This window comes from Nitrospirillum karajorum, assembly GCF_036348415.1.
GTDB lineage: Bacteria > Pseudomonadota > Alphaproteobacteria > Azospirillales > Azospirillaceae > Nitrospirillum > Nitrospirillum amazonense_B.
In genome coordinates this window covers 1783489-1805979 of the sequence record NZ_JAZBQB010000003.1, presented here as the reverse complement: position 1 = coordinate 1805979, position 22491 = coordinate 1783489, and the positions used below count along the sequence as shown (strand labels likewise).

General features: G+C 70.3%; 22 protein-coding genes. 12 read left to right on the top strand and 10 right to left on the bottom strand.

Annotation, left to right across the window (positions count from 1 at the left end):
• Positions 1–27: 27 nt before the first annotated feature.
• The 3 genes from UCD39_RS22060 to UCD39_RS22050 form a co-directional block, all read right to left on the bottom strand.
• Entirely contained in the window at positions 28–918 is an 891-nt protein-coding gene (locus UCD39_RS22060) for a F0F1 ATP synthase subunit gamma (protein ID WP_145729825.1), read from the bottom strand.
• A gap of 72 nt (positions 919–990) precedes the next feature.
• The gene (atpA, locus tag UCD39_RS22055; protein WP_145729826.1) at positions 991–2520 is read right to left on the bottom strand and encodes a F0F1 ATP synthase subunit alpha; all 1530 of its coding nucleotides are present in this window, start codon (positions 2518–2520) and stop codon (positions 991–993) included.
• Positions 2520–3080: a F0F1 ATP synthase subunit delta gene (locus tag UCD39_RS22050; protein ID WP_330497890.1), complete on the bottom strand. Its 561-nt coding sequence runs from the start codon at positions 3078–3080 to the stop codon at positions 2520–2522. The genes atpA and UCD39_RS22050 overlap by 1 nt, the downstream gene beginning before the upstream one ends.
• A 301-nt stretch (positions 3081–3381) precedes the next feature.
• On the opposite strand from UCD39_RS22050, the gene UCD39_RS22045 reads away from it, so the two are divergent.
• Positions 3382–3717, top strand: coding sequence for a hypothetical protein (locus tag UCD39_RS22045; protein ID WP_330497889.1), 336 nt, complete (start codon positions 3382–3384; stop codon positions 3715–3717).
• Between the two features lie 254 nt (positions 3718–3971).
• On the opposite strand, the gene UCD39_RS22040 is transcribed toward UCD39_RS22045, so the two are convergent.
• Positions 3972–4988: a diacylglycerol/lipid kinase family protein gene (locus tag UCD39_RS22040; protein WP_330497888.1), complete on the bottom strand. Its 1017-nt coding sequence runs from the start codon at positions 4986–4988 to the stop codon at positions 3972–3974.
• A 137-nt stretch (positions 4989–5125) separates the two neighbouring features.
• On the opposite strand from UCD39_RS22040, the gene UCD39_RS22035 reads away from it, so the two are divergent.
• The 6 genes from UCD39_RS22035 to UCD39_RS22010 all read left to right on the top strand — a co-directional run bounded on the left by UCD39_RS22035 (position 5126) and on the right by UCD39_RS22010 (position 11560).
• Complete coding sequence (locus tag UCD39_RS22035) at positions 5126–5959, top strand: UDP-2,3-diacylglucosamine diphosphatase (RefSeq protein ID WP_246130149.1); 834 nt, start codon at positions 5126–5128, stop codon at positions 5957–5959.
• Positions 5956–7056, top strand: coding sequence for a glycosyltransferase family 4 protein (locus tag UCD39_RS22030; protein ID WP_330497887.1), 1101 nt, complete (start codon positions 5956–5958; stop codon positions 7054–7056). Before UCD39_RS22035 ends, UCD39_RS22030 begins: the two co-directional genes overlap by 4 nt.
• A gap of 56 nt (positions 7057–7112) precedes the next feature.
• Complete coding sequence (locus tag UCD39_RS22025) at positions 7113–8465, top strand: 3-deoxy-D-manno-octulosonic acid transferase (protein ID WP_330497886.1); 1353 nt, start codon at positions 7113–7115, stop codon at positions 8463–8465.
• A complete protein-coding gene (gene lpxK, locus UCD39_RS22020; protein ID WP_330497885.1) occupies positions 8462–9451 on the top strand; it encodes a tetraacyldisaccharide 4'-kinase in 990 nt (329 codons plus the stop codon). The genes UCD39_RS22025 and lpxK overlap by 4 nt, the downstream gene beginning before the upstream one ends.
• Positions 9452–9545: 94 nt before the next feature.
• A complete protein-coding gene (locus UCD39_RS22015) occupies positions 9546–10454 on the top strand; it encodes a lysophospholipid acyltransferase family protein (RefSeq protein ID WP_330497884.1) in 909 nt (302 codons plus the stop codon).
• Between the two features lie 209 nt (positions 10455–10663).
• On the top strand, positions 10664–11560 hold the full coding sequence (locus UCD39_RS22010; RefSeq protein WP_330497883.1) for a lysophospholipid acyltransferase family protein: 897 nt from the start codon (positions 10664–10666) through the stop codon (positions 11558–11560).
• A gap of 9 nt (positions 11561–11569) precedes the next feature.
• Here UCD39_RS22010 and xseA read toward each other — a convergent pair whose 3' ends face one another.
• The gene (xseA, locus tag UCD39_RS22005) at positions 11570–13207 is read right to left on the bottom strand and encodes an exodeoxyribonuclease VII large subunit (RefSeq protein WP_330497882.1); all 1638 of its coding nucleotides are present in this window, start codon (positions 13205–13207) and stop codon (positions 11570–11572) included.
• 60 nt (positions 13208–13267) lie between these two features.
• On the opposite strand from xseA, the gene purD reads away from it, so the two are divergent.
• Entirely contained in the window at positions 13268–14596 is a 1329-nt protein-coding gene (purD, locus tag UCD39_RS22000; RefSeq protein ID WP_330497881.1) for a phosphoribosylamine--glycine ligase, read from the top strand.
• Positions 14597–14644: 48 nt separating this feature from the next.
• Complete coding sequence (locus tag UCD39_RS21995) at positions 14645–15580, top strand: tetratricopeptide repeat protein (protein ID WP_330497880.1); 936 nt, start codon at positions 14645–14647, stop codon at positions 15578–15580.
• On the opposite strand, the gene UCD39_RS21990 is transcribed toward UCD39_RS21995, so the two are convergent.
• The 4 genes from UCD39_RS21990 to UCD39_RS21975 form a co-directional block, all read right to left on the bottom strand.
• Positions 15577–16254 (bottom strand): hypothetical protein, encoded by a 678-nt coding sequence (locus tag UCD39_RS21990; protein ID WP_330497879.1) that lies wholly within the window; start codon positions 16252–16254, stop codon positions 15577–15579. The two genes, UCD39_RS21995 and UCD39_RS21990, sit on opposite strands and share 4 nt — an antisense overlap.
• Positions 16255–16290: 36 nt before the next feature.
• Positions 16291–16725, bottom strand: a complete 435-nt coding sequence (locus tag UCD39_RS21985) for a nucleoside deaminase (protein ID WP_330498502.1) — start codon at positions 16723–16725, stop codon at positions 16291–16293.
• 98 nt (positions 16726–16823) lie between these two features.
• Complete coding sequence (locus UCD39_RS21980) at positions 16824–17729, bottom strand: alpha/beta fold hydrolase (protein WP_330497878.1); 906 nt, start codon at positions 17727–17729, stop codon at positions 16824–16826.
• Between the two features lie 76 nt (positions 17730–17805).
• Positions 17806–18549 (bottom strand): TetR/AcrR family transcriptional regulator, encoded by a 744-nt coding sequence (locus tag UCD39_RS21975; protein ID WP_330497877.1) that lies wholly within the window; start codon positions 18547–18549, stop codon positions 17806–17808.
• On the opposite strand from UCD39_RS21975, the gene UCD39_RS28590 reads away from it, so the two are divergent.
• Complete coding sequence (locus tag UCD39_RS28590; protein WP_442943688.1) at positions 18548–19963, top strand: pseudouridine synthase; 1416 nt, start codon at positions 18548–18550, stop codon at positions 19961–19963. The two genes, UCD39_RS21975 and UCD39_RS28590, sit on opposite strands and share 2 nt — an antisense overlap.
• Positions 19963–20535 (top strand): 16S rRNA (guanine(966)-N(2))-methyltransferase RsmD, encoded by a 573-nt coding sequence (gene rsmD / locus UCD39_RS21965; protein WP_330497876.1) that lies wholly within the window; start codon positions 19963–19965, stop codon positions 20533–20535. The genes UCD39_RS28590 and rsmD overlap by 1 nt, the downstream gene beginning before the upstream one ends.
• 12 nt (positions 20536–20547) lie before the next feature.
• Here rsmD and UCD39_RS21960 read toward each other — a convergent pair whose 3' ends face one another.
• Entirely contained in the window at positions 20548–21135 is a 588-nt protein-coding gene (locus UCD39_RS21960) for a gamma-glutamylcyclotransferase (protein WP_442943687.1), read from the bottom strand.
• A 214-nt stretch (positions 21136–21349) separates the two neighbouring features.
• Between UCD39_RS21960 and UCD39_RS21955 the strand changes: the two genes are divergently transcribed.
• Complete coding sequence (locus UCD39_RS21955; protein WP_330497874.1) at positions 21350–22432, top strand: DUF2125 domain-containing protein; 1083 nt, start codon at positions 21350–21352, stop codon at positions 22430–22432.
• Positions 22433–22491 lie beyond the last annotated feature (59 nt).

The window sequence follows — 22491 nt, the reverse complement described above, 5'->3', positions numbered from 1 at the left end:
ACCCTTGCGAATGTTGTCGTGGCGCCGTCAGACCGCTTCAGCACCGGAGATGATCTCGATCAGCTCCTTGGTGATGAAGGCCTGGCGCGTGCGGTTGTAGTTAAGCGTCAGCTTCTTGATCGTGTCGCCGGCGTTGCGCGTGGCGTTGTCCATGGCGGTCATCTGCGCGCCGAAGAACGAGGCCGAGCTTTCCAACAGGGCGGTGTACACCTGGATGGAAAGGTTGCGCGGCAGCAGGTCGTTGAGGATGTCCTCTTCCGACGGCTCGAACTCGTAGATGGCCTTGGGCTCGGTGGAGGCCGGGGCCTCTTCCGTCGTGGCCGTCACGGCGAACGGGACGATCTGCTGGACGGTGACGATCTGCGTCATCGCCGACTTGAACTTGTTGAAGATGATGGAGGCGACGTCGAATTCGCCGGCGTCGAACAGCTCCAGCACCTTGTCCGCGACCTGGGCCGCGTCGGCGAAGCCCAGGCGCTTGCCGCCCAGGTTCTCGTAGCTGTGGACGATCATCGAGCCGAACTCGCGGCGCAGCAGGTCGCGGCCCTTGCGGCCCACGGTCAGCAGCTTCACCGTCTTGCCCTCGCCCGTCAGGCGGGCGATCTGGCGCTTGGTCTCGCGGACGATGGTGGCGTTGAAACCACCGCACAAGCCGCGGTCACCCGTCAGCACGATCAGCAGCTGCACCTGGTCGGAACCGGTGCCGGCCATCAGCTTCGGGCCCTGCGCGCCCGCCGGCACGTTGGCGGCGAGGGAGGAGAGCATGCGGCCCATGCGCTCGGCATAGGGACGCCCGGCTTCGGCCTGTTCCTGGGCGCGGCGCAGCTTGCTGGCGGCGACCATCTTCAGGGCCGAGGTGATCTTTTGCGTCGACTTGACGCTGTCGATCCGGATCTTGAGGTCCTTAAGGCTGGGCATGCCGTGCCTTCACTTCCTAGGGAGACTTGGGCGGGCGGCGGCCATGACGGCGCCGCCCGCCGTTTGCGGGGATCAGGCGAAGACCTTGGAGAAGCTCTCCAGGAAGGCCTTCAGCTTTTCCTCGGTGTCCTTGCTGATCTGCTTGTCGGTGCGGATCGCGGTCAGGATGTCCTGGCCCTTGCTGCGGATCTCGTCCAGGAAGCGCGCCTCGAAGCGGTTCACGTCCTCGACCTTCACCTTGTCCAGGAAGCCCTTCACGCCGGCGAAGATGGAAACCACCTGCTCTTCCACCGGCAGCGGGCTGTACTGCGGCTGCTTCAGCAGTTCGGTCAGGCGGGCGCCACGGTTCAGCAGGCGCTGGGTGGCGGCGTCCAGGTCCGAGGCGAACTGGGCGAAGGCGGCCATTTCGCGGTACTGGGCCAGTTCCAACTTAATGGTGCCGGCGACCTGCTTCATCGCCTTGATCTGGGCGGCGGAGCCGACGCGGCTGACCGACAGACCGACGTTAATGGCCGGGCGGATACCGCGGTAGAACAGGCCCGTTTCCAGGAAGATCTGGCCGTCGGTGATGGAGATGACGTTCGTCGGAATGTAGGCCGACACGTCACCCGCCTGGGTTTCGATGATGGGCAGGGCCGTCAGCGAACCGGCGCCGTAGCCGTCGGCCATCTTGCAGGCGCGTTCCAGCAGGCGGCTGTGCAGGTAGAACACGTCGCCGGGGTAGGCTTCGCGGCCCGGCGGACGGCGCAGCAGCAGGGACATCTGACGGTAGGCGACGGCCTGCTTGGACAGGTCATCGTACACGATCAGGGCGTGCATGCCGTTGTCGCGGAAGAACTCGCCCATGGCGCAGCCGGTGTAGGGCGCCAGGTACTGCAGGGGGGCCGGCTCGGACGCGGTGGCGGCGACGACGATGGAGTATTCCATCGCGCCGGCTTCCTCCAGCGTCTTCACGATCTGGGCGACCGTGGAGCGCTTCTGGCCGATGGCCACGTAGATGCAGTAGAGCTTCTTGGATTCGTCGCCGCCGGCGTTGACGCCCTTCTGGTTGATGAAGGCGTCGATGGCGACGGCGGTCTTGCCGGTCTGACGGTCGCCGATGATCAGCTCACGCTGGCCACGGCCGACGGGCACCAGGGCGTCCACGGCCTTCAGGCCGGTCTGCATGGGCTCGTGCACCGACTTGCGCGGGATGATGCCGGGGGCCTTGACCTCGACGCGCTTGCGCTCGACGTCGACCAGGGGGCCCTTGCCGTCGATGGGGTTACCCAGGCCGTCCACGACGCGGCCCAGCAGGCCGCGGCCCACCGGCACCTCGACGATGGCGCCCGTGCGCTTCACCGTGTCGCCTTCCTTGATGGCGCGGTCGTCGCCGAAGATCACGGCGCCGACATTGTCGGCTTCCAGGTTCAGGGCCAAGCCCTTGATCCCGCCCGGGAACTCGACCATCTCACCGGCCTGGACCTTGTCCAGACCATGGATGCGAGCGACACCGTCACCGACCGAGAGCACCTGGCCCACTTCAGCAACGTCGGCCTCGGTGCCGAAATTCGCGATCTGCTGCTTCAGGATCGCGGAAATCTCTGCGGCGCGGATTTCCATCAGCCCACCCCTTTCATGGCGATTTTCAGCTTGGTCAGTTTGGTGCGCACGGAACTGTCGATCATGCGCGATCCGACCTTAACGATCATGCCGCCCAGCAGCGTCGGGTCGACGCTGGCGGCGACGGTAACTTTCGAGCCCAGGGCCTTCTTCAGCGCATCGGTCACCGCCGACAGCTGCTCATCCGTCAACGGACGGGCCGAGACGACGGTGGCCGTCTCCTCGCCGCGGCGCCGGGCCAGTTCGGCAAGGAAGGCGGCGATCATGCCGTCGAGGGCGAAAAGCCGGCGGTTCTGGGCCACCAGACCAATAAACTTGCGCACAAGCTCAGACGTGCCCGCCTGTGACAGCACCGCCTCCATGGCGCGGGCCTGATCGGCACGCGACAGGACGGGGCTGCGCACAACGCGACGCAGGTCTGCGCTTTCGGCGAGAACCTGCTTGAGCGACGTCAGGTCCTGCGCGGTCTGGTCCAGCGCCTTCTGCTCGTCGGCAAGGTCGAACAGCGCCGCCGCGTAGCGGGCCGCCAGTCCGGATACGACTGTCCCTTGGGATGCCACCTGGAAACCTCGGTTTATCCGCAGACCTGAAGGATTTCAGGGCTTTAGCAATGTGGGCCCGAACCGGGTGGAAACCACCCCGGCGTCGGGCGTCGTGCACTTAACACAGGATGCCGCAGGGCGCAACTGCATCACTCCATCGAAAGCATACTATCCCCTGGGTGAGCGGCGCTCTTTAAGGCGCCATTAACAGTTGGGACCGCATAGTCCCCTCATCGCGCCAATGCCACCCGGCGCCCCTTGAAAAAAGCCCGGCACCATCCGGGTACCCCGATCCAGGGTGGCAGAGTGCTGGTGAGTCATGACTGTCGTCCCCTTCTCCTCTGCCCGCTTCACCCCCTTCGATCTGACCGAGTGGAACAGCGTCGCCCAGCCCAAGCTGGAGCGGGGCCTGTGGGAAACGGTCAGCCGCCACACCGCGCCGGACCACGACCAGCTGATCGTGCGCTTCCCCAACCTGGACCGTCCGGTGTTCCGTTTCGAGCGGGACCGCCGCGGCACCTATCGCCTGTTTTTCAACGACCGGCGCGGCTGGTACTGCATCGGCACCGGCGAGACCGCCGAGGAGTGCCTGTCGGTGTGGCGGGGGCGCGTGCCGCGCGCCACGGCCGAGGCCGGCGCCCAAGCGGGACGTTGACGATCCTGCCTTCTATACTAAAGAACGAGGGGCTTTGATGCCCCTTGGGTGCCTGGGTGGCCTGGTACGGACCCTATTTGAGGCTGCCTGCTGTTGATCTGAGCCTTGGTGGCGTCCTGAGTCGCGTCGCGTAAAATGGCCTGGTCGGTTCATTGTTAAGTGAGTTGCGTTAAGTGAGTTGCCTGGTTGGTGGCCTTGCCTGGACTTCACGCCTTGGGGGCAGACCAGCGCCCCCATCAGGGCAGACGGGACACTTATCTCAGTTGTGATACGGGGCGGAGCGGCGGTGCCAGGACAGAGAATGGCGCCGCCGTTTCCATATCGACCGGCAGGTGCGCGATGGTGTCGCCATCCCCCTGCACCGGGTCGCCCAGCGGCCCCTCGATACGCACCCGCACCGCCGGAACCACGCGGTAGCCCAATCCCCCCCTCGCCGCCCGCGCCGCATCGGCACCCCAGCGGGCCAGTTGCCCGGTGACCAGGGCCGCGCCATAGGCCAGGGCCGCCAGGCGGCCGCCCTCTAAGAACAGGCAGACCTGGAAGCCGCTCTCGTCCAACCGGGCGTCGGGCGCACAGACGAAGCGGCCGCCATAGAAATGCCCCTTGGCCACGATGCAGGACGCGACGTCGTGCACGCTGTCGCGGCCGGCAACATCCCATAGGGTGACGCGGTAGCGCGGGCTGGGCCAGCGGGCGATCTGAGCCAGGCTTTCCAGAAAATAGGCGCCCTTGCCCAGGCGCCGCTTCACAATCGGGTCCACCCCTTCAACCACATGGGCGTCCAGCCCCACGCCGGCCATCATGGTGAACAGCCGGCCGTTCGCCCGCCCGGCATGGATGACGCGCGGCGCGGCGCCCGCCAGGGTGCGCGCCAGGTCGGCCGCGCCCGTGGGCAGGCCCAGTTCGGCCGCCAGCACGTTGGCCGTGCCCAACGGGATGAGGCCCAGGGCCGGCGGCGACAGCAGGGGGGCGGCCAGCAGTCCATTCACCACCTCATTGATGGTGCCGTCGCCGCCCGACGCCACCACGGCGTCGGGGATGACCCCCTCCGTCAAGGCGCCCGAGGCCGCCAGCGCCGCCAGCCGTTCGGCGTCGCGCGGCCCGGTGGTTTCCACCACCGTCACCGCCGACCCGCCCTGTCGCAGCGTGTCAACCACGCCGCCCATCAGCCCCCGCCGCCGGCGACCCGCGACAGGATTGTGAATGATCAAGAGACGGCGGGCGGGAATCGCCACAGTTTCCGTGACAGCCAAGTGAAGGGCGGAAGACATATTTATGAATGCCCCGTGAATATATGGTGAAGTCCTTGAGCCAGCCTCTATCACCATTTGTCTTGCCCTACATGCTGCGGTATAGCCCTGTCAACATTACTATTGATTGTCTGCGTTGGTCATGTCGGGGGCGTAGCATGGAGACGGAGATGGAGACGGAGCACGAGGCCACGCGGCGGTATCGCAGCATCTGGCTGTCCGACCTGCATCTGGGCACCCGCGGCTGCCAGGCCGACATGCTGCTGGATTTCCTGAAGCACACCGAGTCGGAGTATCTGTACCTGGTGGGCGACATCGTCGACGGCTGGCGCCTGAAGAAGGGCTGGTACTGGCCGCAGGCCCATAACGACGTGGTGCAGAAGGTGCTGCGCCGGGTGCGCAAGGGCACCAAGGTCTTCCTGATCCCCGGCAACCATGACGAGGTCTTCCGCGACTTCATCGGGCTGCAGTTCGGCGGGGTCACCATCCTGGAGGATGCGGTCCACACCACCGCCGACGGCCGCCGCTTCCTGGTGCTGCACGGCGACCTGTTCGACGCCGTGGTGAAATACGCCAAGTGGCTGGCCTATGTCGGGGACAGCGCCTACACGCTGCTGCTGACCCTGAACACCTGGCTGAACGCCGCCCGCCGCCGCTTCGGCTTCCAGTACTGGTCGCTCTCCGCCTTCCTGAAGAACCGCACCAAGAAAGCGGTGGAGTTCATCGGCAATTACGAGCAGGCGCTGGCGGACGAGGCCAAGCGCCGCCAAGTAGACGGCATCATTTGTGGCCACATCCACCACGCGGAGATGCGTGACATGGGTGGCGTCCTCTACTGCAACGACGGGGACTGGGTGGAATCGTGTACCGCATTGGTCGAACACGCCGACGGCACGCTGGAGATCATTCATTGGGCGGACGAAGTGCGCAAGCGCGTAGCGGCGCGGCAGCCTGGGCAGCCGGGCGGGACGACACAGAAGGCTGCAGCGTGAAGATCCTCATCGTCACGGATGCCTGGCATCCCCAGGTGAACGGCGTGGTCCGCACCCTGACCACGACGCGGGACGAGCTGCGCCAATTGGGCCATGAGGTCGAGGTCATCGCCCCCGACCGCTTCCGCACCGTGCCCATGCCCACGTACCCGGAAATCCGCCTGGCGCTGAAGCCCGGCGCCCGGCTGCGCCGCATGATCGACGAGATCCAGCCCGACGCCATCCACATCGCGACGGAGGGGCCCCTGGGTCTGGCCGCGCGGCGCTATTGCCTGCGTCGGCGCATCCCCTTCACCACCGCCTATCACACGCGCTTCCCGGAATACGTCCGCGACCGCTTCCCCATTCCGTTGCGTCTCAGCTACGCGCTGGTGCGGCGCTTCCACGCGCCGGCCTCGGCCGTCATGGTGGCGACGCCGTCCATCGAGAGCGACCTGGTGGACCGGGGCTTCCGCAACATCAAGCGCTGGTCGCGCGGTGTCGACACCGACCTGTTCCGCCCACGCGAGAAGGACTTCCTGCCCTTCCCCCGCCCCATCTTCATGTATGTGGGCCGGGTGGCGGTGGAGAAGAACATCGAGGCCTTCCTGTCGCTGGACCTGCCCGGCACCAAGGTGGTGGTGGGCGGCGGCCCGCAGCTGGACGACCTGAAGGCCAAGTACCCGGCCGCCCAGTTCGTCGGCCCCAAGCACGGCGAGGAGCTGGCCAAGCACTACGCCGCCGGCGACGTCTTCGTCTTCCCCTCGCGCACCGACACCTTCGGCCTGGTGCTGCTGGAGGCGCTGGCCTCCGGCGTGCCGGTGGCCGCCTATCCCGTGCCGGGTCCGCTGGACGTGTTGGCGGGGTCGGACGTGGCCGTGCTGGACGAGGATTTGCAGAAGGCCGCCCTGGCCGCCCTGGAGATCCCGGGCGACAAGTGCCGGCGCCATGCCCTGACCTTCTCCTGGTCCGCGTCGGCGGAGCAGTTCCTGAACAACCTGCGCCCCTTCCGCGGCCACCCGGTCATCGATCCGGCCCCCATTTTGGACCCTGCCCCCGTGTTGGACCCGCCCCCTGTGTTAGATCCGCAGGCCGGTGAGGCCAAGAAAGCCAGCTGATCCCGGCCGCGCAATTGACCTGCATCCGTTGAAGCGGGCGACGGGCCGGTGCTAGGGTGGCGGCGACCGCGGCGGGCCTGCACCCGCCGCACCGCCACTCCCCTGACATGACCAGTATGCTGGAAGCGCTTTATCGCGGGCTGACCGCCCTGGCCGGCCCCGCCGTCCGACGCCTGCTGGACCGCCGGCTGGCCGCCGGCAAGGAAGACCCCGCCCGCCTGCCGGAGCGCCTGGGTCATCCCGGCCTGCCCCGACCAGCGGGGCGGCTGATCTGGCTGCATGCCGCCAGCGTGGGCGAGTCCCAAGCCGTGCTGCCGCTCATCGACCGGCTGCTGACCTTGGCGCCCCGGCCCACCGTCCTGGTCACCACCGGCACCGTCACCTCCGCCACCCTGATGGCCAAGCGCCTGCCCCCCGGCGCCCTCCACCAGTTCGTGCCGGTGGACCTGCCGGCAGCCGTGGCCCGCTTCATCGACCACTGGCGGCCCGACGCCGCCCTGTGGATCGAATCGGAGTTCTGGCCCAACCTGCTGCGCGCCCTGCGCAAGAGGGGCGTGCCCACGGCCCTGGTTAACGCCCGCCTGTCGGCCGGCAGCCACCGCAATTGGCGCCGGGCGCCGCGCACCGCCCACCGCCTGCTGTCCACCTTCCGCCTGGCCCTGGCGCAGACGGCGACGGAAGCCGACCGCCTGCGGGACCTGGGCCTGGCAGACGTGCGCTGTGTCGGCAACCTGAAGTATTCGACCGCCCCCCTGCCCGCAGAGGCGGATTCCCTGGCGGCGCTGCGGGCCGCGATGGGCGAGCGGCCCACCTGGGTCTTCGCCAGCACCCACCCGGGTGAGGACGACCTGGCCGCCCAGGTCCACCGGCGCCTGGCGCCCCTTCTTCCCCACCTGCTGACCCTGGTCGTGCCCCGCCATCCCAAGCGCGGGCCGGAGATCGCCGCCGCGTTCCAGGACCAGGGCCTGACGGTCAGCCGCCGCGCGACCGGGGCGCTGCCCCAGGCGACGGATGATTTGCACGTGGCCGACACGCTGGGGGAACTGGGGTTGTTCTTCCGCCTGGCGCCGGTGGCCGCCATCGGCGGGTCCTTCGTGCCGGTGGGAGGGCACAACCCCATTGAGCCGGCGCAACTGGGCGCCGCCGTCGTCTATGGCCCGCACATGCATAATTTCGCGGAGATCGCTGCGGCGCTGGAGACGGCGGGCGGCGCCCGGCGGGTGGCTGACGGGGATGGCCTGGCGGATGCCGTGCGCGCCCTGCTGACCGACGCGCCCGCGCGCGCCGCCCAGGCCGCCGCCGCCCAGGCCGTAGCCGATGACAACCGCGACGCCGTGGACCGGGTGATGGCCGCCCTGGCCCCGCTGCTGGCGGAGGCGGGCCTGCGCTCGTCCGGGGACGCCGCATGAAGGCGCCCGGCTTCTGGTACCGCCCGCCCGGCCTGGCGGCGGCCCTGTTGAGCCCGCTGGCCGGCCTCTACGCCCTGGCCGCCCGGCGGCGCCAGGTGAAAGCGGCGCCGCAGGACGCCGGCATCCCCGTCCTGTGCATCGGCAACCTGGTGGCGGGCGGCGCCGGCAAGACGCCGCTGGCGCAGGCGGTGATGCGATCCCTGCGGACGCGCGGCATCCAGGCGCATTACCTGTCGCGGGGCTATGGCGGGCGCCTGACGGGGCCGCTGCGGGTGGACCCGGCCCGGCACGGCGCCACCGATGTCGGTGACGAGCCGCTGCTGCTGTCCCGCTCCGCCCCCGCCTGGATATCCGCCGACCGCCTGGCCGGCGCCCGCGCCGCGCGGAACGGCGGCGCCCAGGCCGTGGTCATGGATGACGGGTTCCAGAACCCAGCGCTGGCCAAGGACCTGTCACTGCTGGTGGTCGACGGGGGCGCCGGCTTCGGCAACGGCCGGGTCATCCCCGCCGGCCCCCTGCGCGAACCCCTGGCCGCCGGCCTTGCCCGGGCGGGGGGCGTGGTCATCGTGGGACAGGATCGCCTGGGCGCCGCGGCCCAGGTCGCCAGGCTGGCGCCCACCCTGCCCATCCTGACGGCGCGCCTACGCCCGGATTCCACCGTCGCCGCCGGCATCGGCGGGCGGCCGGTGCTGGCCTTCGCGGGCATCGGACGGCCGTCCAAGTTTTTCGATACCTGCCGTGAACTGGGCCTGACCCTGACGGAAACGGTCTCATTTCCCGACCACCATCCCTATACCGGCGCCGAAATCACCCGCCTGCTGGGTCGGGCCGGCGCCCTGGGCGCCGTGCCGCTGACGACCGAGAAGGATTGGGTGCGACTACCGGCCGCGCACCAGGAGGCCATAAAGGCCCTGCCCGTGGTGCTGGACTTCGACGATCCCAGCGCCCTGGAGCGTGTCTTGAACACCGTGTTCCGGGAACGGTGATCGAGAAACCGGACGATCGAGGGAATGGCGGGCGCCACCGGCACCGCCGCGTTGCGTGAAAGCATGTTCCAGTCATTCAAACCCCGTGCGCGCCATGGCAAACCATAGCCCGCTGCGCCGCACCTTCGACCGCGTCCTGGGCCACCGGCTGGAGGCGGTCGCCGTCTACCTCATCTATGGCGCGCTGAGCCTGCTGTCCTTGGACGCGGCGTCGGCGCTGGGGGGATGGGTGGGCCGCACCCTGGGGCCCTGGCTGCCCGCCCATGGCAAGGTGCTGCGCCGGCTGGAGCGGGCGATGCCCCACCTGACGCCGCGGGAGCGCCGGGACATCGCCCGGCAATCCTGGGAAAACCTGGGCCGCACCCTGGCGGAATATCCCCACATCAAAACCCTCTCCCGCGATTGGGACACGCGGGTGGAGATGGTGGGGGCGGAGCATCTGCGGGCCCTGCGCGACGACGGCAAGCCCGGCATCTGCGTCACGGCCCACCTGGCCAACTGGGAACTGGCGGCCCTAGCCTGCCACAAGCTGGACCTGCCGCTGACCATCGTCTACCGCGCGCCCAACAACCGCTGGGTCGACCGGCTGCTGGCCAAGGCGCGCGGGCCGCTGCAGGGCTACTTGGTGCCCAAGGGGCGCGACGCCGCGCGGGGCATGATGTCCACCATCCGCAGCGGCGGCCATATCGGGGTGCTGCCCGACCAGAAGCTGAACGAGGGCATCCCCGTGCCCTTTCTCGGACGGGACGCCATGACCGGTACCTTCACCGCCGACCTGGCCCTGCGCTACGACGCGCCCATCATCCCCATCCAGGTGACGCGACTGGACGCCAGGGGCAGCCACTTCCGCATCGAGGCCATGGCCCCGCTGGCGCTGGAGAAGACCGGCGACCGCGCCGCCGACACCCGCGCCGGCATGGTCCAGGTCAACGCCCTGCTGGAGGAATGGGTGCGGGCCCACCCCGGACAATGGATGTGGACCCATAACCGTTGGCCCGATTAGGCGTTGGCCTCATTGGGCGATAGCCGCCGCGCTTGACCCGCGACGAAAAGCGCCCGATAGCTGTAGCGCCGCCGGATATGGGGACCGGCGCACCCGTCTTCGTCCGCCTCGGAGTTTTCCGCCGCCCGCAGGTTCGGAGGGGGTTCATTACCCCATCCTTTCCAGGACGGCCGGCCCATCGCCATGCGGGCCCGCCAGCGGGAGCATCCATGGCCGAGCACGGTACCCAGCCTTCCTCCCTGCGCTACGCCCTCGAGGCGGCAGGCATCCGCGCCCTGTTCCGCCTGCTGGGCCTGCTGCCCGCCGACGTGGCGTCGGACTTCGGCGGCTGGGTGGGGCGCACCCTGGGCCCCCGGCTGGGCGGCAACGCCAAGGTGCTGCGCAACCTGGAACAGGCCATGCCCCAGCTGGACGCGGCGGCGCGCCGACGCGTGGCGCGGGACTGCTGGGACAACCTGGTGCGCACCCTGGCCGAATACCCGCACCTGAAAACCATCTCACGCGAGTGGGAGCAGCGGGTGGAGCTGATCGGGGCGGAGCATGTGCGCGGCCTGGTCACCGATGGCAAGCCAGGCGTCATCCTGACCGGCCATTTCGGCAATTGGGAACTGGTGGCCATGACGGTGTTCAAGTGCGGCGCCACCATGACCGCCATCTACCGCGCGCCCAACAACCCCTCGGTTGACAAGCTGCTGGCGGAGGCGCGGGGTGAGCTGGGCACCACCTTGGTGCCCAAGGGTCGCGCCTCGGCCAAGGGCATCCTGGCCGCCATGCGGGCGGGGGGCATCCTGGGCATCCTGGCCGATCAGAAGCTGAACGAGGGCATCGCCGTCCCCTTCCTGGGACGGGATGCCATGACCGGCACCATCGCCGGCGACGTGGTCGTGCGCCACGGCGCCGTGGTCGTGCCGGTGCGGGTGACGCGCAAGCCCAAGGGCGCCCGCTTCCGCATCGAGGCGTTCCCGCCCATGGAGCTGCCCGCCCCCACCGGCGACCGGCCGGCCGACATCCGCGCCATCACCGTGGCGGTGAACCAGCTGCTGGAGCGGTGGGTGCTGGACAACCCCGGCCAATGGCTGTGGACCCACCGGAGATGGCCGAAATAGGGGGCCTGCTCAGAACAGGCTGCCCTGGCCCCCGGGCCGCGCCGCCGCGCGCGGCTTGGGCGCCGACTCGCGCGGCGGGGCCGGTGTTGGAACAGGCGCCGGGGCCCCTTCCCCATCGAGCGTGGCGCCCACGGCGCCATCAATGAACTCCACCCGCACGCGGCCGCCGGCGGGGGCATCCGCCGCCTTGGTCACGGGGTGGCCATCGGCGGTGGTGACCAGGGCGAAACCCCGGGCCAGCACCCCCCGGTAGGACAGCGTCTCCAGCAGCTTGGCCTGGCCTTCCAGGCGGCGGGCGCCATCGGCCACGGCGCGGCCGAAGCTGGCGTCCAGGCGGCGGCCGAGGTCGGCCAGGCGGACGCCCCCTTCCTCCGCCCGGCGCACCAGCGGCTGGGGCGTCAGGCGCTGGGCCAGGTTCTGGGCGCGGGTGGTGCGGTCGGCCAGCAGGCGGGTCACGCCGCCCGACAGGCCACGGCCCGCGATATCCAGGCGGGCATAGGCCAGGCCCAGCACCTGGGCCGGATGGCGCAGGCCGGCGCCCAGCTTGGCCACCTCCGTCCGATGGCGGCGGATCAGGCCGGTCATGGACAGGGCCAGGCGCTCGCCCCGGTCGTCCAGGCGCTGGGCGCAGCCTTCCAGCAGGGCACGGGGGTCGCCCAGGCCGCGCGCCAGCCCCTCCACCCGATTGCGGCGTTCGGCCAGCAGGCGGTTGGCCGTGCCCTCCAGCCGGCGACCGCATTCCATGACCTGGGCCATCAGCTCCGCCCGCACCGGCACCGCCATCTCGGCGGCGGCGGTGGGCGTGGGCGCCCGGCGGTCGGAGGCGAAATCGATCAGCGTCGTGTCGGTCTCATGCCCCACGGCGGAGATCAGCGGGATCTGGCTGGCCGCCGCCGCCCGCACCACGATCTCCTCATTGAAGGGCATCAGGTCTTCCAGGCTGCCACCGCCACGCGCCACGATCAGCAGGTCGGGCCGGGGCACGGGGCCGCCGGGGGCGATGGCGTTGAAGCCCTGGATGGCGCGGGCCACCTGGGCCGCCGCCTGTTCGCCCTGCACCGCCACGGGCCACAGCAGCACATGGCGGGGAAAGCGGTCGGCCAGGCGGTGCAGGATGTCGCGGATGACGGCGCCGGTTGGGGAAGTCACAACGCCGATGACGCGGGGCAGGAAGGGCAGCGGCCGCTTGCGCTGGGCATCGAACAGCCCCTCGGCCGCCAGCCGGCGCTTGCGCTCCTCCAGCATCTTGAGCAGCGCGCCCTCACCCGCCAGCTCCATGGTTTCGATGATCAACTGGTATTGCGAGCGGCCGGGATATGTCGTCAGGCGGCCGGTGCACACCACCTCCATCCCGTCTTCCGGCTTCACGGCCAGGCGCATGACCGTGCCTTTCCAGCACACGGCCTCGATCACCGCCTGGTCGTCCTTCAGGCGCAGGTACAGGTGGCCGGAGGAAACGCGCTTGGGCTGGCTGACCTCGCCGCGCACGCGGACATAGCCGAACGTCTCCTCCACCGTGCGCTTCAGGGCGCGCGACAGGTCGGAAACGCTGAGTTCCGGCAGGTTGCCGCCGGCCACGGGCGTGGCGCCGGCATAGCCGAGATCGGCGGTGGAGGGCGGGGGAGAGTCGGGGAAGTCTTGAGTCATGGCGCGGGCATGATACAAGCACCCGCTCAACAGATGGAATCGTGATCGGGGGTAGAGGCGATGAAGATCCTGGTGGTCGGATCCGGCGGGCGGGAGCATGCGCTGTGCTGGGCCATCTCAGCCTCCCCCCTGTGCGGCACGCTGTGGTGCGCGCCCGGCAACGCCGGCATCCGCGACGTGGCGAGTTGCGTGGACATCAAGGCCGACGACGTGGACGGCCTGGTGGCCTTCGCCACGGCCAACGCCGTGGACCTGGTGGTGGTGGGGCCGGAGCAGCCGCTGGTGCTGGGCCTGGTGGACCGCCTGACGGCCGCCGGCATCAAGGCATTCGGCCCCAGCCAGGCCGCCGCCGCCCTGGAAGGCTCCAAGGGCTTCATGAAGGACATCTGCGCCAAGTACGGCGTGCCCACGGCCGCCTACCGGCGCTTCACCGATGCCGCCGCCGCCAAGGCCTATGCCACCGAACAGGGCGCGCCCATCGTGGTCAAGGCCGACGGTCTGGCCGCCGGTAAGGGCGTGGTCATCGCCATGACCCTGGAGGAAGCGCACGCCGCCATCGACGACGCCATGCTGCACGGCCGCTTCGGCAGCGCCGGCGCCGAGGTGGTGGTCGAGGAGTTCATGGATGGCGAGGAGGCCAGCTTCTTCGCCCTGTGTGACGGCACCCACGCCCTGCCCCTGGTGGGGGCGCAGGACCACAAGCGGGTGTTCGACAACGACCAGGGCCCCAACACCGGCGGCATGGGCGCCTATTCCCCCGCCCCCGTCCTGACGCCCGCGCTGCAGGACCGGGTGATGCGCGAGATCGTGGAACCCACGGTCAAGGGCATGGCGGCGGAGGGCAAGCCCTTCACCGGCGTGCTGTTCGCCGGGCTGATGATCGTTGCGAGCCCGGAAGGGCCCAAGCCACGCCTGATCGAATTCAACGCGCGCTTCGGCGATCCGGAATGCCAGGTGCTGATGCGCCGCCTGAAGTCCGACATCGTGCCGCTGCTGCTGGCCACCTGCGACGGGCAGTTGGACCACGTGGATGTGCGCTGGCACGACGACCCCGCCCTGTGCGTGGTGATGGCGGCCCAGGGCTATCCGGGTGATTATGTGAAGAACACCGTCATCGGGGGGCTGGAGGACGCGGGCAAGGTCGACGGGGTCACCGTCTTCCATGCCGGGACGAAGGCTGATGGCGACCGCGTGCTGGCCAACGGCGGCCGGGTCCTGGGGGTGACGGCCATCGGTAAGTCGGTGGCCAAGGCGCAGGCCCTGGCCTATCAGGCGGTGGACCGCATCCGCTGGCCCGAGGGGTTCTGCCGGCGGGACATCGGCTGGCGCGCGCTTGAACGCGAAAAGGCCGGGGGCGAAAAGGCCGAACGGGAACAGAAGCAGGGATAAGGCCGGCGCCCCAGCACGGGGCCCCGCCGTTTTTAGGGACACGAGATCATGAATCGCCAGGACCGCCGCCGCCGCATCGCGGAAATCTCCAAGGACGCCAATGCCGGCGCGCCCTTCGTCAACGACATGCGCGTGGCCGCCGACCTGCACCGCCAGGGCCGGCTGAAGGAGGCGGAGAACGCCTACCGCGCCATCATCCGCATCTACGCCTCCGTCCCGGAAATCCGCGTCGCCTGGTCCAACCTGGGCGCGGTGCTGCAGGGCCTGGGCAAGCTGGAAGAGGCGGTGACGGCGCTGAAGAAGGCGCGGTCGCTGAACCCCAACCACCCGCCGCCCTACCAGAACCTGGGCATGGCCCTGCTGGCCCAGGGCAAGGTGGATGAGGCGCTGGAAAGCTTCCGCCGCGCGGTGGAGCTGAACCCGCAGTTCACCGAAGCCTGGCACGCCCTGGGCGTGGCCTCGGGCCAGAAGAACGACCTGGCCGGGGCGGAGGACGCCTGGCGCCGCACGCTGGAACTGGACCCCAACCGGGCCGAGACCCGCTTCAACCTGGGGCTGGTCCTGCGCAACACCGGCCGGCTGGACGCGGCCGCGGCGGAATTCCACGCCTGCGCCACCCTGGACCCGTCCCAGGGCGACGCCCGCCTGGCCCTGGCCGACACCCTGATCGCCATGGGCCGCGCCGAAGAGGCCGCCCAGATCATTTGGGTGCTGGTGCAGACCACGCCGGCCCATCCGGTGCCGCAGCAGTTCTACGCCCGCGCCCTGACGGTCATGGCGCAGATGGGCAATGGCGACGCCGCCGCCGACCGCGCCGACCAGTGGGCCGCCGCCTACCCGGACAGCGAGGCCGCCCGGTCGGTGAAGATCGCCTTCGACAACTACCGCGCCGAGAAGGCCGCCGCCGAGACGAAGCCCGAGGAGGCCCCGAAGGCCGAAGAAGCGGCCCCCGAAGCCGCGCCGGGGCAAACGCCGGAGGCTTAAGACCCGGTACGGTCCCGCCGCTGTTCCCGTGACGCCGCCACCCTCAGGCCGAGGATGCGCGGCGGCGGGCGGCGGCGGGACGCCCGCCAGGCGATCCAGCATTGGCGGACCTGCCACCCGGCCAGCGCCAGCAGCCCCGCCACGGCCACCGCCAGCATTCCCCATTCCCAGACATCGGCGCCGCGCAGAACGGCCAGCATCCCCTTCATGGCCTGCGGGTGCAGCCCCAGCGTCAGGGCCATGGCCAGGAAATGCAGCGCCAGCGCCAGGATGGGCAGCAGCGGCGCCAGCAACAGGCTGGCCGCCTGACCATAGACGATGCGGAGGGGATGGCGCACCGTGGTCCATTCGCAGGACAGCGGCACCAGAACCGACACCGCCAGACCGGCCATGACGGTGATGGGCAGGAAGGCGTTCAAGGCCAGCGCCAGGGGCCAGCCCGCCAGGACATCCCCCAACCCCACCGCCAGCGCCACCAGGGCCAGCGCCTCTAGCGCCAACAGGGCGAGGACGCCGCGCACCGTCCACAGGATGCGCCCCTCCTGCCCCGGGCGCACCCGTTGGGCCCGCATGCCCGCGTCCTTATGGAACGGCGTGTCGCGCACCACCTCGCCCGTGACGTCGCCGCGCAAGGACCAATAGAAGGCGCCGTAGTCGTCGCGGTAGAGCGGCATGCGGTTCCCGTCCCCCTTGGTGTCGTCTTGCTGTGGTCAGCGGCGATCCTTAAAGAAATCCCGCAGCAGGGCGCCCGCCCGCCGCTCCTGCAACCCGCCATAGGTGTCGGGCGCATGATGGCAGGTCGGCTGGCTGAAGAAGCGGGGGCCGTGCTCCACCGCCCCGCCCTTGGGATCGTAGGCACCGAAATAGACCCGCCGCAGCCGGGCGAAACTGATGGCGGCGGCGCACAGGGCGCACGGCTCCAGCGTCACATAGAGGTCCAGGCCCGGCAGGCGCGGCTGCCCCACGGCGGCGCAGGCGGCACGGATGGCCAGCACCTCGGCATGCGCCGTGGGGTCGGCCAGTTCCTCCGTGCGGTTGGAGGCGGCGGCCAGCACCGCCCCGGTGACGGGGTCGACGATGACGGCGCCCACCGGCACCTCCCCCCGCGCGGCGGCCGACGCCGCCTCGGCGAAGGCGCGCTCCATGGGGGACAGGTCGGGCTCGGTCTCAAGCGGGGACGACAGCATGTCCCCAGCGTGGGGCAGCGCCGCGCGCGGCGTCAAGCGGGCGGGCGACGCATCTGTCATCCGGCGAGGAAATCGACCAGCAGGGCCGCCAGTTCCTCCGATGCCTCCTCCGGCACGTAATGACCGCAGTCCAGCACCTGGGCCCGCACGTCGGCGGCGTGGCCGCGCAGGGTATCCGCCAGCACGGTTCCCACGCCGGCCTGGGCCCCCACGGCCAGCATGGGCAGCGTCAGCCCCCTTCCCGCCCGCGCCTTGGCCCGCGCCAGTTCTTCCGGCCGGAACACCTCGCGATAATAGGCGAAGGTGGCGCGCAGGGCGCCCGGCAGGGATAGCACCCGGACATATTCGTCCAAGTCGGCCGGCCCGATGGCCCAACGCCGCAGGGCCTTGGCGTTGAACAGGTGGCTGAGGTAGGCACGCTCCCGCCCCTGGATCAGCAGTTCCGGCAGGTCGTCCAGGCGGTTGAAGGCGAAGTGCCAGGTGCGGGCGTTGGCCTCGTCCGAGGGGATGCCGGGCGGCGGCGGGGGCGTGATGCCCGGCAGGGCGGCATCCACCAGAGCCAGGCGCCGCACATCCCCCGGCCAATCGGCGGCGTAGGCATGGCCGATCCAGGTGCCGACATCATGGCCCACCACGTCGACAGGCCCTTCCGTCAGAAGGCCCAGGGCGGCGGCCAAGCCATGCATGTCGGCGGCCGCCGTGCCCAAATCATACCCGCCCGCCGGCCGATCCGATTCGCCAAAGCCACGGGGATCGACAGCGATGACCCGCCGCCCGGCGTCGGCCAGCAGGGGCATGACATGGCGCCAGGCGTACCAGCTTTGCGGCCACCCTGGGATCAACAGCACCGGCGGCCCCTGCCGGTCCGGCCCACCCTCGACATAATGCAGGCGCACGCCGTTGGCGGTCACCAGGCCGTGTCCGAAGCGTTGCCAGAAGCGGTCGGCGTTGAAAGGGTGCATGGGTTTATCTCCTTTTTTGGGAATGATCGTTTCCTAATTGGCTGACAGTCGAGGTGGCGGCGCTGGCGAGCCGCCTTCAATCCAGCAATTTCAGGGTGTTGTCGGCCAGGGGCGCCATTTCCTGCCGGTCCCGCCCCGTCTTGCCGACGACGCGCATCCCCTGCAGCACGCACAGCAGCAGCCGGGCGGTGGCCATGGGATCAAGATGCGGGGCGACGGTGCCATCGGCCTGTCCTTCGGCGACAAAGCCGGCCAGCCGCCCCTCGTTCAGGTGCAGCGCGGCGGTCACCCGGGCCGCGACTTCCGGATCGGCGGTGGCGAGGTCCACGGCGCCGGCCACCACCAGGCATCCCCGGCGACCGTCCGCCCCATGGCTGCTGTCGGCATAGAAATCCAAGACCGCCTTGATCTTGGCCCGACCGGTGGGGGCGCCCTCCAGCGCGGCGCGCAATCGCTCTGTCCGCACGGACACATAGCGGTCGAAGGCGGCCAGGAACAGACCGCGCTTGTCGGTGAAGGCCTTGTACAGGCTGCCGGCGGTCAGGCCCAGGGCCTGGGTCAGGTCGCTGATGGCGGCACCCTGATAGCCGCGCTCACTGAACACCGCGATGGCGCGGTCCAGCGCCAGGTCGGTGTCGAATTCGCGCGGACGGCCGGGCCCGGGACGGCGTGGCTGGGATGGAGCGGTCATGGGGGCATGATAGGAAATGACCATTTCCGAATCAAGCACAGCCATGCCCCAGGCGGGGGCCCCACCGGCTTGGGCCAGCGCCGTGTGGCGCTTGGCAAGGCGGCTGGGCGCGCATACAGTCCGCCGCATGCCCGATACCAAATCCCCCCAGAAATCCGCGGCCGACCAGGCCGGCGCCCCCAAGGACGGTGAGCGCATCGCCAAGCGGTTGGCGCGTGCCGGCCTGTGCTCCCGCCGCGATGCCGAGCGCTGGATCGCCGATGGCCGCGTGGCCGTCAACGGCCAGGTGCTGACCTCGCCCGGCGTGAACGTGCGGCCCGGCGACCGCATCGTCGTTGACGGCCAGGTGCTGCCGGAACAGGAACCCACGCGCGTCTGGCGGTATCACAAGCCCGCTGGCCTGGTGACCACCGCCCGCGACGAACTGGCCCGCGCCACGGTGTTCGACCGGCTGCCCGACGGCATGCCGCGGGTCATCAGCGTCGGCCGGCTGGATTTGAACACCGAGGGCCTGCTGCTGCTGACCAATGACGGGGAGCTGGCGCGGCACCTGGAACTGCCGTCCACCGCCTGGCCGCGCCGCTACCGCGTGCGCGTGCACGGCACGCCGGACACCGCCAAGCTGGCCAAGCTGGCCGAGGGTATCTTCGTCGACGGCATCGAGTATGGCCCCATCGAGGCCGTGCTGGACCGCGAGCAAGGCAGCAACGCCTGGCTGACCATGACCCTGCGCGAGGGCAAGAACCGTGAGATCCGCAAGGTGCTGGAGCATCTGGGCCTGACGGTGAACCGCCTGATCCGCATCGCCTACGGACCCTTCCAGCTGGGCAAGCTGGAAAAGGGCGAGGTGGAGGAAGTGCCGCGCCGTGTGCTGCGCGACCAACTGCCCCAGTTCTTCCCCAAGGACAGCGCCCAGGATCGGAAGGAGGCCCGCGCCACGAAGGCCGCGGCGGAGGTGCCCGCCCTGCGCTTCGACAAGGCGCCGAAGGCCAAGCCCGCTCCGTCGGCGAAGTCACCGGCGAAAGCCGCGACAACGAAGGCCGCGCCGGCCCGGTCCCGCCGCGAGGATGTGGCCGAGGCGCCCCGCCCGGCCCGCTCACCCTCCCGGCCCTCGGCTGAGCGCCCCTCAACTGAGCGTCCTTCGGCCCAAGCGGACTCGGCCACGCGCACCCGGCACCCGCCATCGACGGGCAACAGCGCCGCCGACAAGGCGCGCGCGCTGGCCCAGGCCCTGGACCGGGCGCTGGACGGCACGCCGGACGATGATGAGGACAGGGCCCCCGCCCGCCGCCCGCGCAAGGCCGCCGTGGCCCGCACCGCGCCCAGCCTGGGGGAGCGTGTCGACAGCCGCGCCCCGGCCAAGCGCGCGCCCGCCAAACGCCAAGACGCCAGACAGGACGGTGCCAAGCGGGTTGACGCCAAGGCGGCCCCGCGCGCCGGCAAGGCAGCCCCCGGCAAGGCCACGGCCGCCAAATCGGCTGGCCCGAAACCCGCTCGCCCGGCCCCCAAGGGCAAGCCGGCACCCAAGGGCAAGAAGACCTGATGCGCATCGTCGGCGGCCGGCATCGCGGGCGGGCCCTGGCGGCGCCCAGCGGCCGGGACGTGCGGCCCACCAGCGACCGCACGCGCCAAGCCCTGTTCAACATCCTGGAGCATGGCGACTTCTTCACCGACGGCGGCCCGACGGTGGAGGGCCGGGTGGTGCTGGACGCCTTTTGCGGCACTGGTGCCTTAGGCCTGGAGGCGCTGTCGCGCGGGGCGGAGGCCGCCTTGTTCCTGGATGTCAGCCGCGCCTCCCTGGACCTGGCGCGGGCCAACGCCGCCACGCTGAAGGAAACCGGCCGCTGCCAGTTCATCCAGGGCGACGCCGCCAAGCCCAAGCCCCCCTCCGTGAACGCCCAAGCGGCCGCCCTGGTCTTCCTGGACCCCCCTTATGGCCAGGGGCTGGCGCCCCGCGCCCTGGAGGGCCTGTCGGCCGCCGGCTGGCTCGCGCCCGAGGCCCTGTGCGTGGTGGAAATAGGCGGCGACGATCCGTTCGAGGCGCCGCCAGGGTTCGAGGACCTGGACGACCGCCGCTATGGCGACACCCGGGTGCTGTTCCTCAAGCGCGGCTAACGGTGATTACCGTCACGGCGCCGTCACCCGTTCCACCAACCCTTCCAGGTTACGGTCGCGGATGCCCAGTTCGTGCAGGTGCCGCACCGTGTTGACCAGATAATCCACGTTGCGCCCGCTCTCGCCCACGCCCTGGCGGATCAGGCGGGCGACCTCGTCCGCCGGCAGGCGGCCGCAATATTGCTCATGCCCGCGCAGCACGGTGAAGGCCAGGGCGGCCACGCGCGCGCCATTGTCCAGCGCGGCGGTCAGCAGTCGCGGCTCATAGACCTCGTTCGGCATCTCCCGCTCCCACAGATAGTCCAGGACGCCAGGCGCATGGGCCGCCGTCACACGGTAGGCGATACCGCGGCAGGCGCCGCCCCGGTCCAGCCCCAGCACGGCACCGGGGCAGGCGCGGGTGCCGCGATGGTGGAAGGAATAGACGCTGAACCCCCGATGCCATCCCCGCACGGTGGCGCGCCGCCGCTCCTCAAAGGGGAAACCGGGGTTCCACATCAGGGAGCCATATCCGAAGATCCAGATATCAACACCAGCGGCGACGCCGATGGCACGGTAGGAGGCGGCGATTTCAGGGGAGGATGGGGACAAGGCCGGCATGCCAGGCAGGGGAAACAGGACACGGCCCTGAGCCTGGACGGCTAGGGCCTCGCCGTCAACTGCCGGCGCGGATCAAAGAGGCTGGCATTCCGGCCGCATGATGCCGATCTATGACTGAAGGCCGCCGCGACGGCGCCGCCCTTGCCAAGCCCACCCAGGCCATGGCCTCATCGCCCCGGCGGCCAGCCCCGGCCGCCGCCTTTCGGGATTTCCCATGCGTATCCGTCCCCTGACGCTTGTCCTGTTCCTGGTGCTGGTCCTGGTCACCGGCTATGCCGTGTGGTGGCATCGCATGGCGACCCGGCTGTTGACCCTGCTGGACCACAGCGCCGATCTGGCGCGGACGGGAGGCGCCACCATCACCTATCAGCCGCCGACGCTGGGCGGCTTCCCCCTCAGCATCGCCATCACCGCCACCGACGTGAAGGTGGAAAAGCCGGACGGGCTCAGCTGGTCCGCCGACACGGTCAGAGCCTCCGCCCCCATCTGGCGGTTGGATGACGTCGTCCTGACCCTGCCCAAGGGCGGCCACGCCAGCCTGCCGCATGAGGGCGTACGACCGGCCCTGGACGCCACCGCCGCCATTGTTGGGGGCCGTGTCACCCTGGATCTCGCCGCCGGCAGCCCGCGCACGGTGCAGGTGAACCTGAGCCATGCCACCCTGACCGCCGCCGCCCTGCCGGCGCCGGAGGGGGACGCCGCCGGCGCGCCGCCACCGGCCAGCCTGATGCCGGCCGGCAGCTATCCGATCGAAGGCCTGTCCATCACGGTGGAACGGCCGGTGACCCCACCCGCCGATCATACCGGCACGGGGCTGGGCCTGCGGCTGGACATCACCAACATGACGGTGCCGCCGGTGCGCAGCCTGGGCACCAAGCTGCAACGCCTGGTGCTGTCCGCCCGGGTGCAAGGTCCCCTGCCCGCCGCCCCCACGGCGGAAGCGGTGGCGCCCTGGTCCAAGGCGGGCGGAACGGTGGAACTGGACAGCCTGAAGCTGGATTGGGGCGACCTGCACCTGGCGGCCAACGCCACCCTGGCGCTGGACACCAGCCTGCAGCCCCAGGGATCGGGCACGGCCGAGCTTTCGGGCCTGGACAACCTGGTGGACGCGCTGCAGGACGGCGGCAGCCTACACGGCAACCAGGCCCAATGGGCCCACCTGGGCGTGGCCTTGCTGGCCAAGCCCAAGGCCGACGGCGGCGCCCCCACCCTGAAGCTGCCCATCACGATGCAGAACCACAAGCTGCAGATCGGCCCGCTGACCGTGGGCCATTACCCCGACATCGCCTGGCGCTGAAACCGCCGGATCACGAGCGCGCGCCCCCGAAGTTGCACCGGAGCGCAGCGACCAGGACG

Coding starts and splice junctions, on each gene's coding strand:
- UCD39_RS22060 (WP_145729825.1), bottom strand. CDS start 918: ATGCCCAGCCTTAAGGACCTCAAGATCCGGATCGACAGCGTCAAGTCG.
- atpA (WP_145729826.1), bottom strand. CDS start 2,520: ATGGAAATCCGCGCCGCAGAGATTTCCGCGATCCTGAAGCAGCAGATC.
- UCD39_RS22045 (WP_330497889.1), top strand. CDS start 3,382: ATGACTGTCGTCCCCTTCTCCTCTGCCCGCTTCACCCCCTTCGATCTG.
- UCD39_RS22040 (WP_330497888.1), bottom strand. CDS start 4,988: ATGTCTTCCGCCCTTCACTTGGCTGTCACGGAAACTGTGGCGATTCCC.
- UCD39_RS22035 (WP_246130149.1), top strand. CDS start 5,126: ATGGAGACGGAGATGGAGACGGAGCACGAGGCCACGCGGCGGTATCGC.
- lpxK (WP_330497885.1), top strand. CDS start 8,462: ATGAAGGCGCCCGGCTTCTGGTACCGCCCGCCCGGCCTGGCGGCGGCC.
- UCD39_RS22015 (WP_330497884.1), top strand. CDS start 9,546: ATGGCAAACCATAGCCCGCTGCGCCGCACCTTCGACCGCGTCCTGGGC.
- UCD39_RS22010 (WP_330497883.1), top strand. CDS start 10,664: ATGGCCGAGCACGGTACCCAGCCTTCCTCCCTGCGCTACGCCCTCGAG.
- xseA (WP_330497882.1), bottom strand. CDS start 13,207: ATGACTCAAGACTTCCCCGACTCTCCCCCGCCCTCCACCGCCGATCTC.
- purD (WP_330497881.1), top strand. CDS start 13,268: ATGAAGATCCTGGTGGTCGGATCCGGCGGGCGGGAGCATGCGCTGTGC.
- UCD39_RS21995 (WP_330497880.1), top strand. CDS start 14,645: ATGAATCGCCAGGACCGCCGCCGCCGCATCGCGGAAATCTCCAAGGAC.
- UCD39_RS21990 (WP_330497879.1), bottom strand. CDS start 16,254: ATGCCGCTCTACCGCGACGACTACGGCGCCTTCTATTGGTCCTTGCGC.
- UCD39_RS21985 (WP_330498502.1), bottom strand. CDS start 16,725: ATGGAGCGCGCCTTCGCCGAGGCGGCGTCGGCCGCCGCGCGGGGGGAG.
- UCD39_RS21980 (WP_330497878.1), bottom strand. CDS start 17,729: ATGCACCCTTTCAACGCCGACCGCTTCTGGCAACGCTTCGGACACGGC.
- UCD39_RS28590 (WP_442943688.1), top strand. CDS start 18,548: ATGCCCGATACCAAATCCCCCCAGAAATCCGCGGCCGACCAGGCCGGC.
- UCD39_RS21975 (WP_330497877.1), bottom strand. CDS start 18,549: ATGCGGCGGACTGTATGCGCGCCCAGCCGCCTTGCCAAGCGCCACACG.
- rsmD (WP_330497876.1), top strand. CDS start 19,963: ATGCGCATCGTCGGCGGCCGGCATCGCGGGCGGGCCCTGGCGGCGCCC.
- UCD39_RS21960 (WP_442943687.1), bottom strand. CDS start 21,135: ATGCCGGCCTTGTCCCCATCCTCCCCTGAAATCGCCGCCTCCTACCGT.
- UCD39_RS21955 (WP_330497874.1), top strand. CDS start 21,350: ATGCGTATCCGTCCCCTGACGCTTGTCCTGTTCCTGGTGCTGGTCCTG.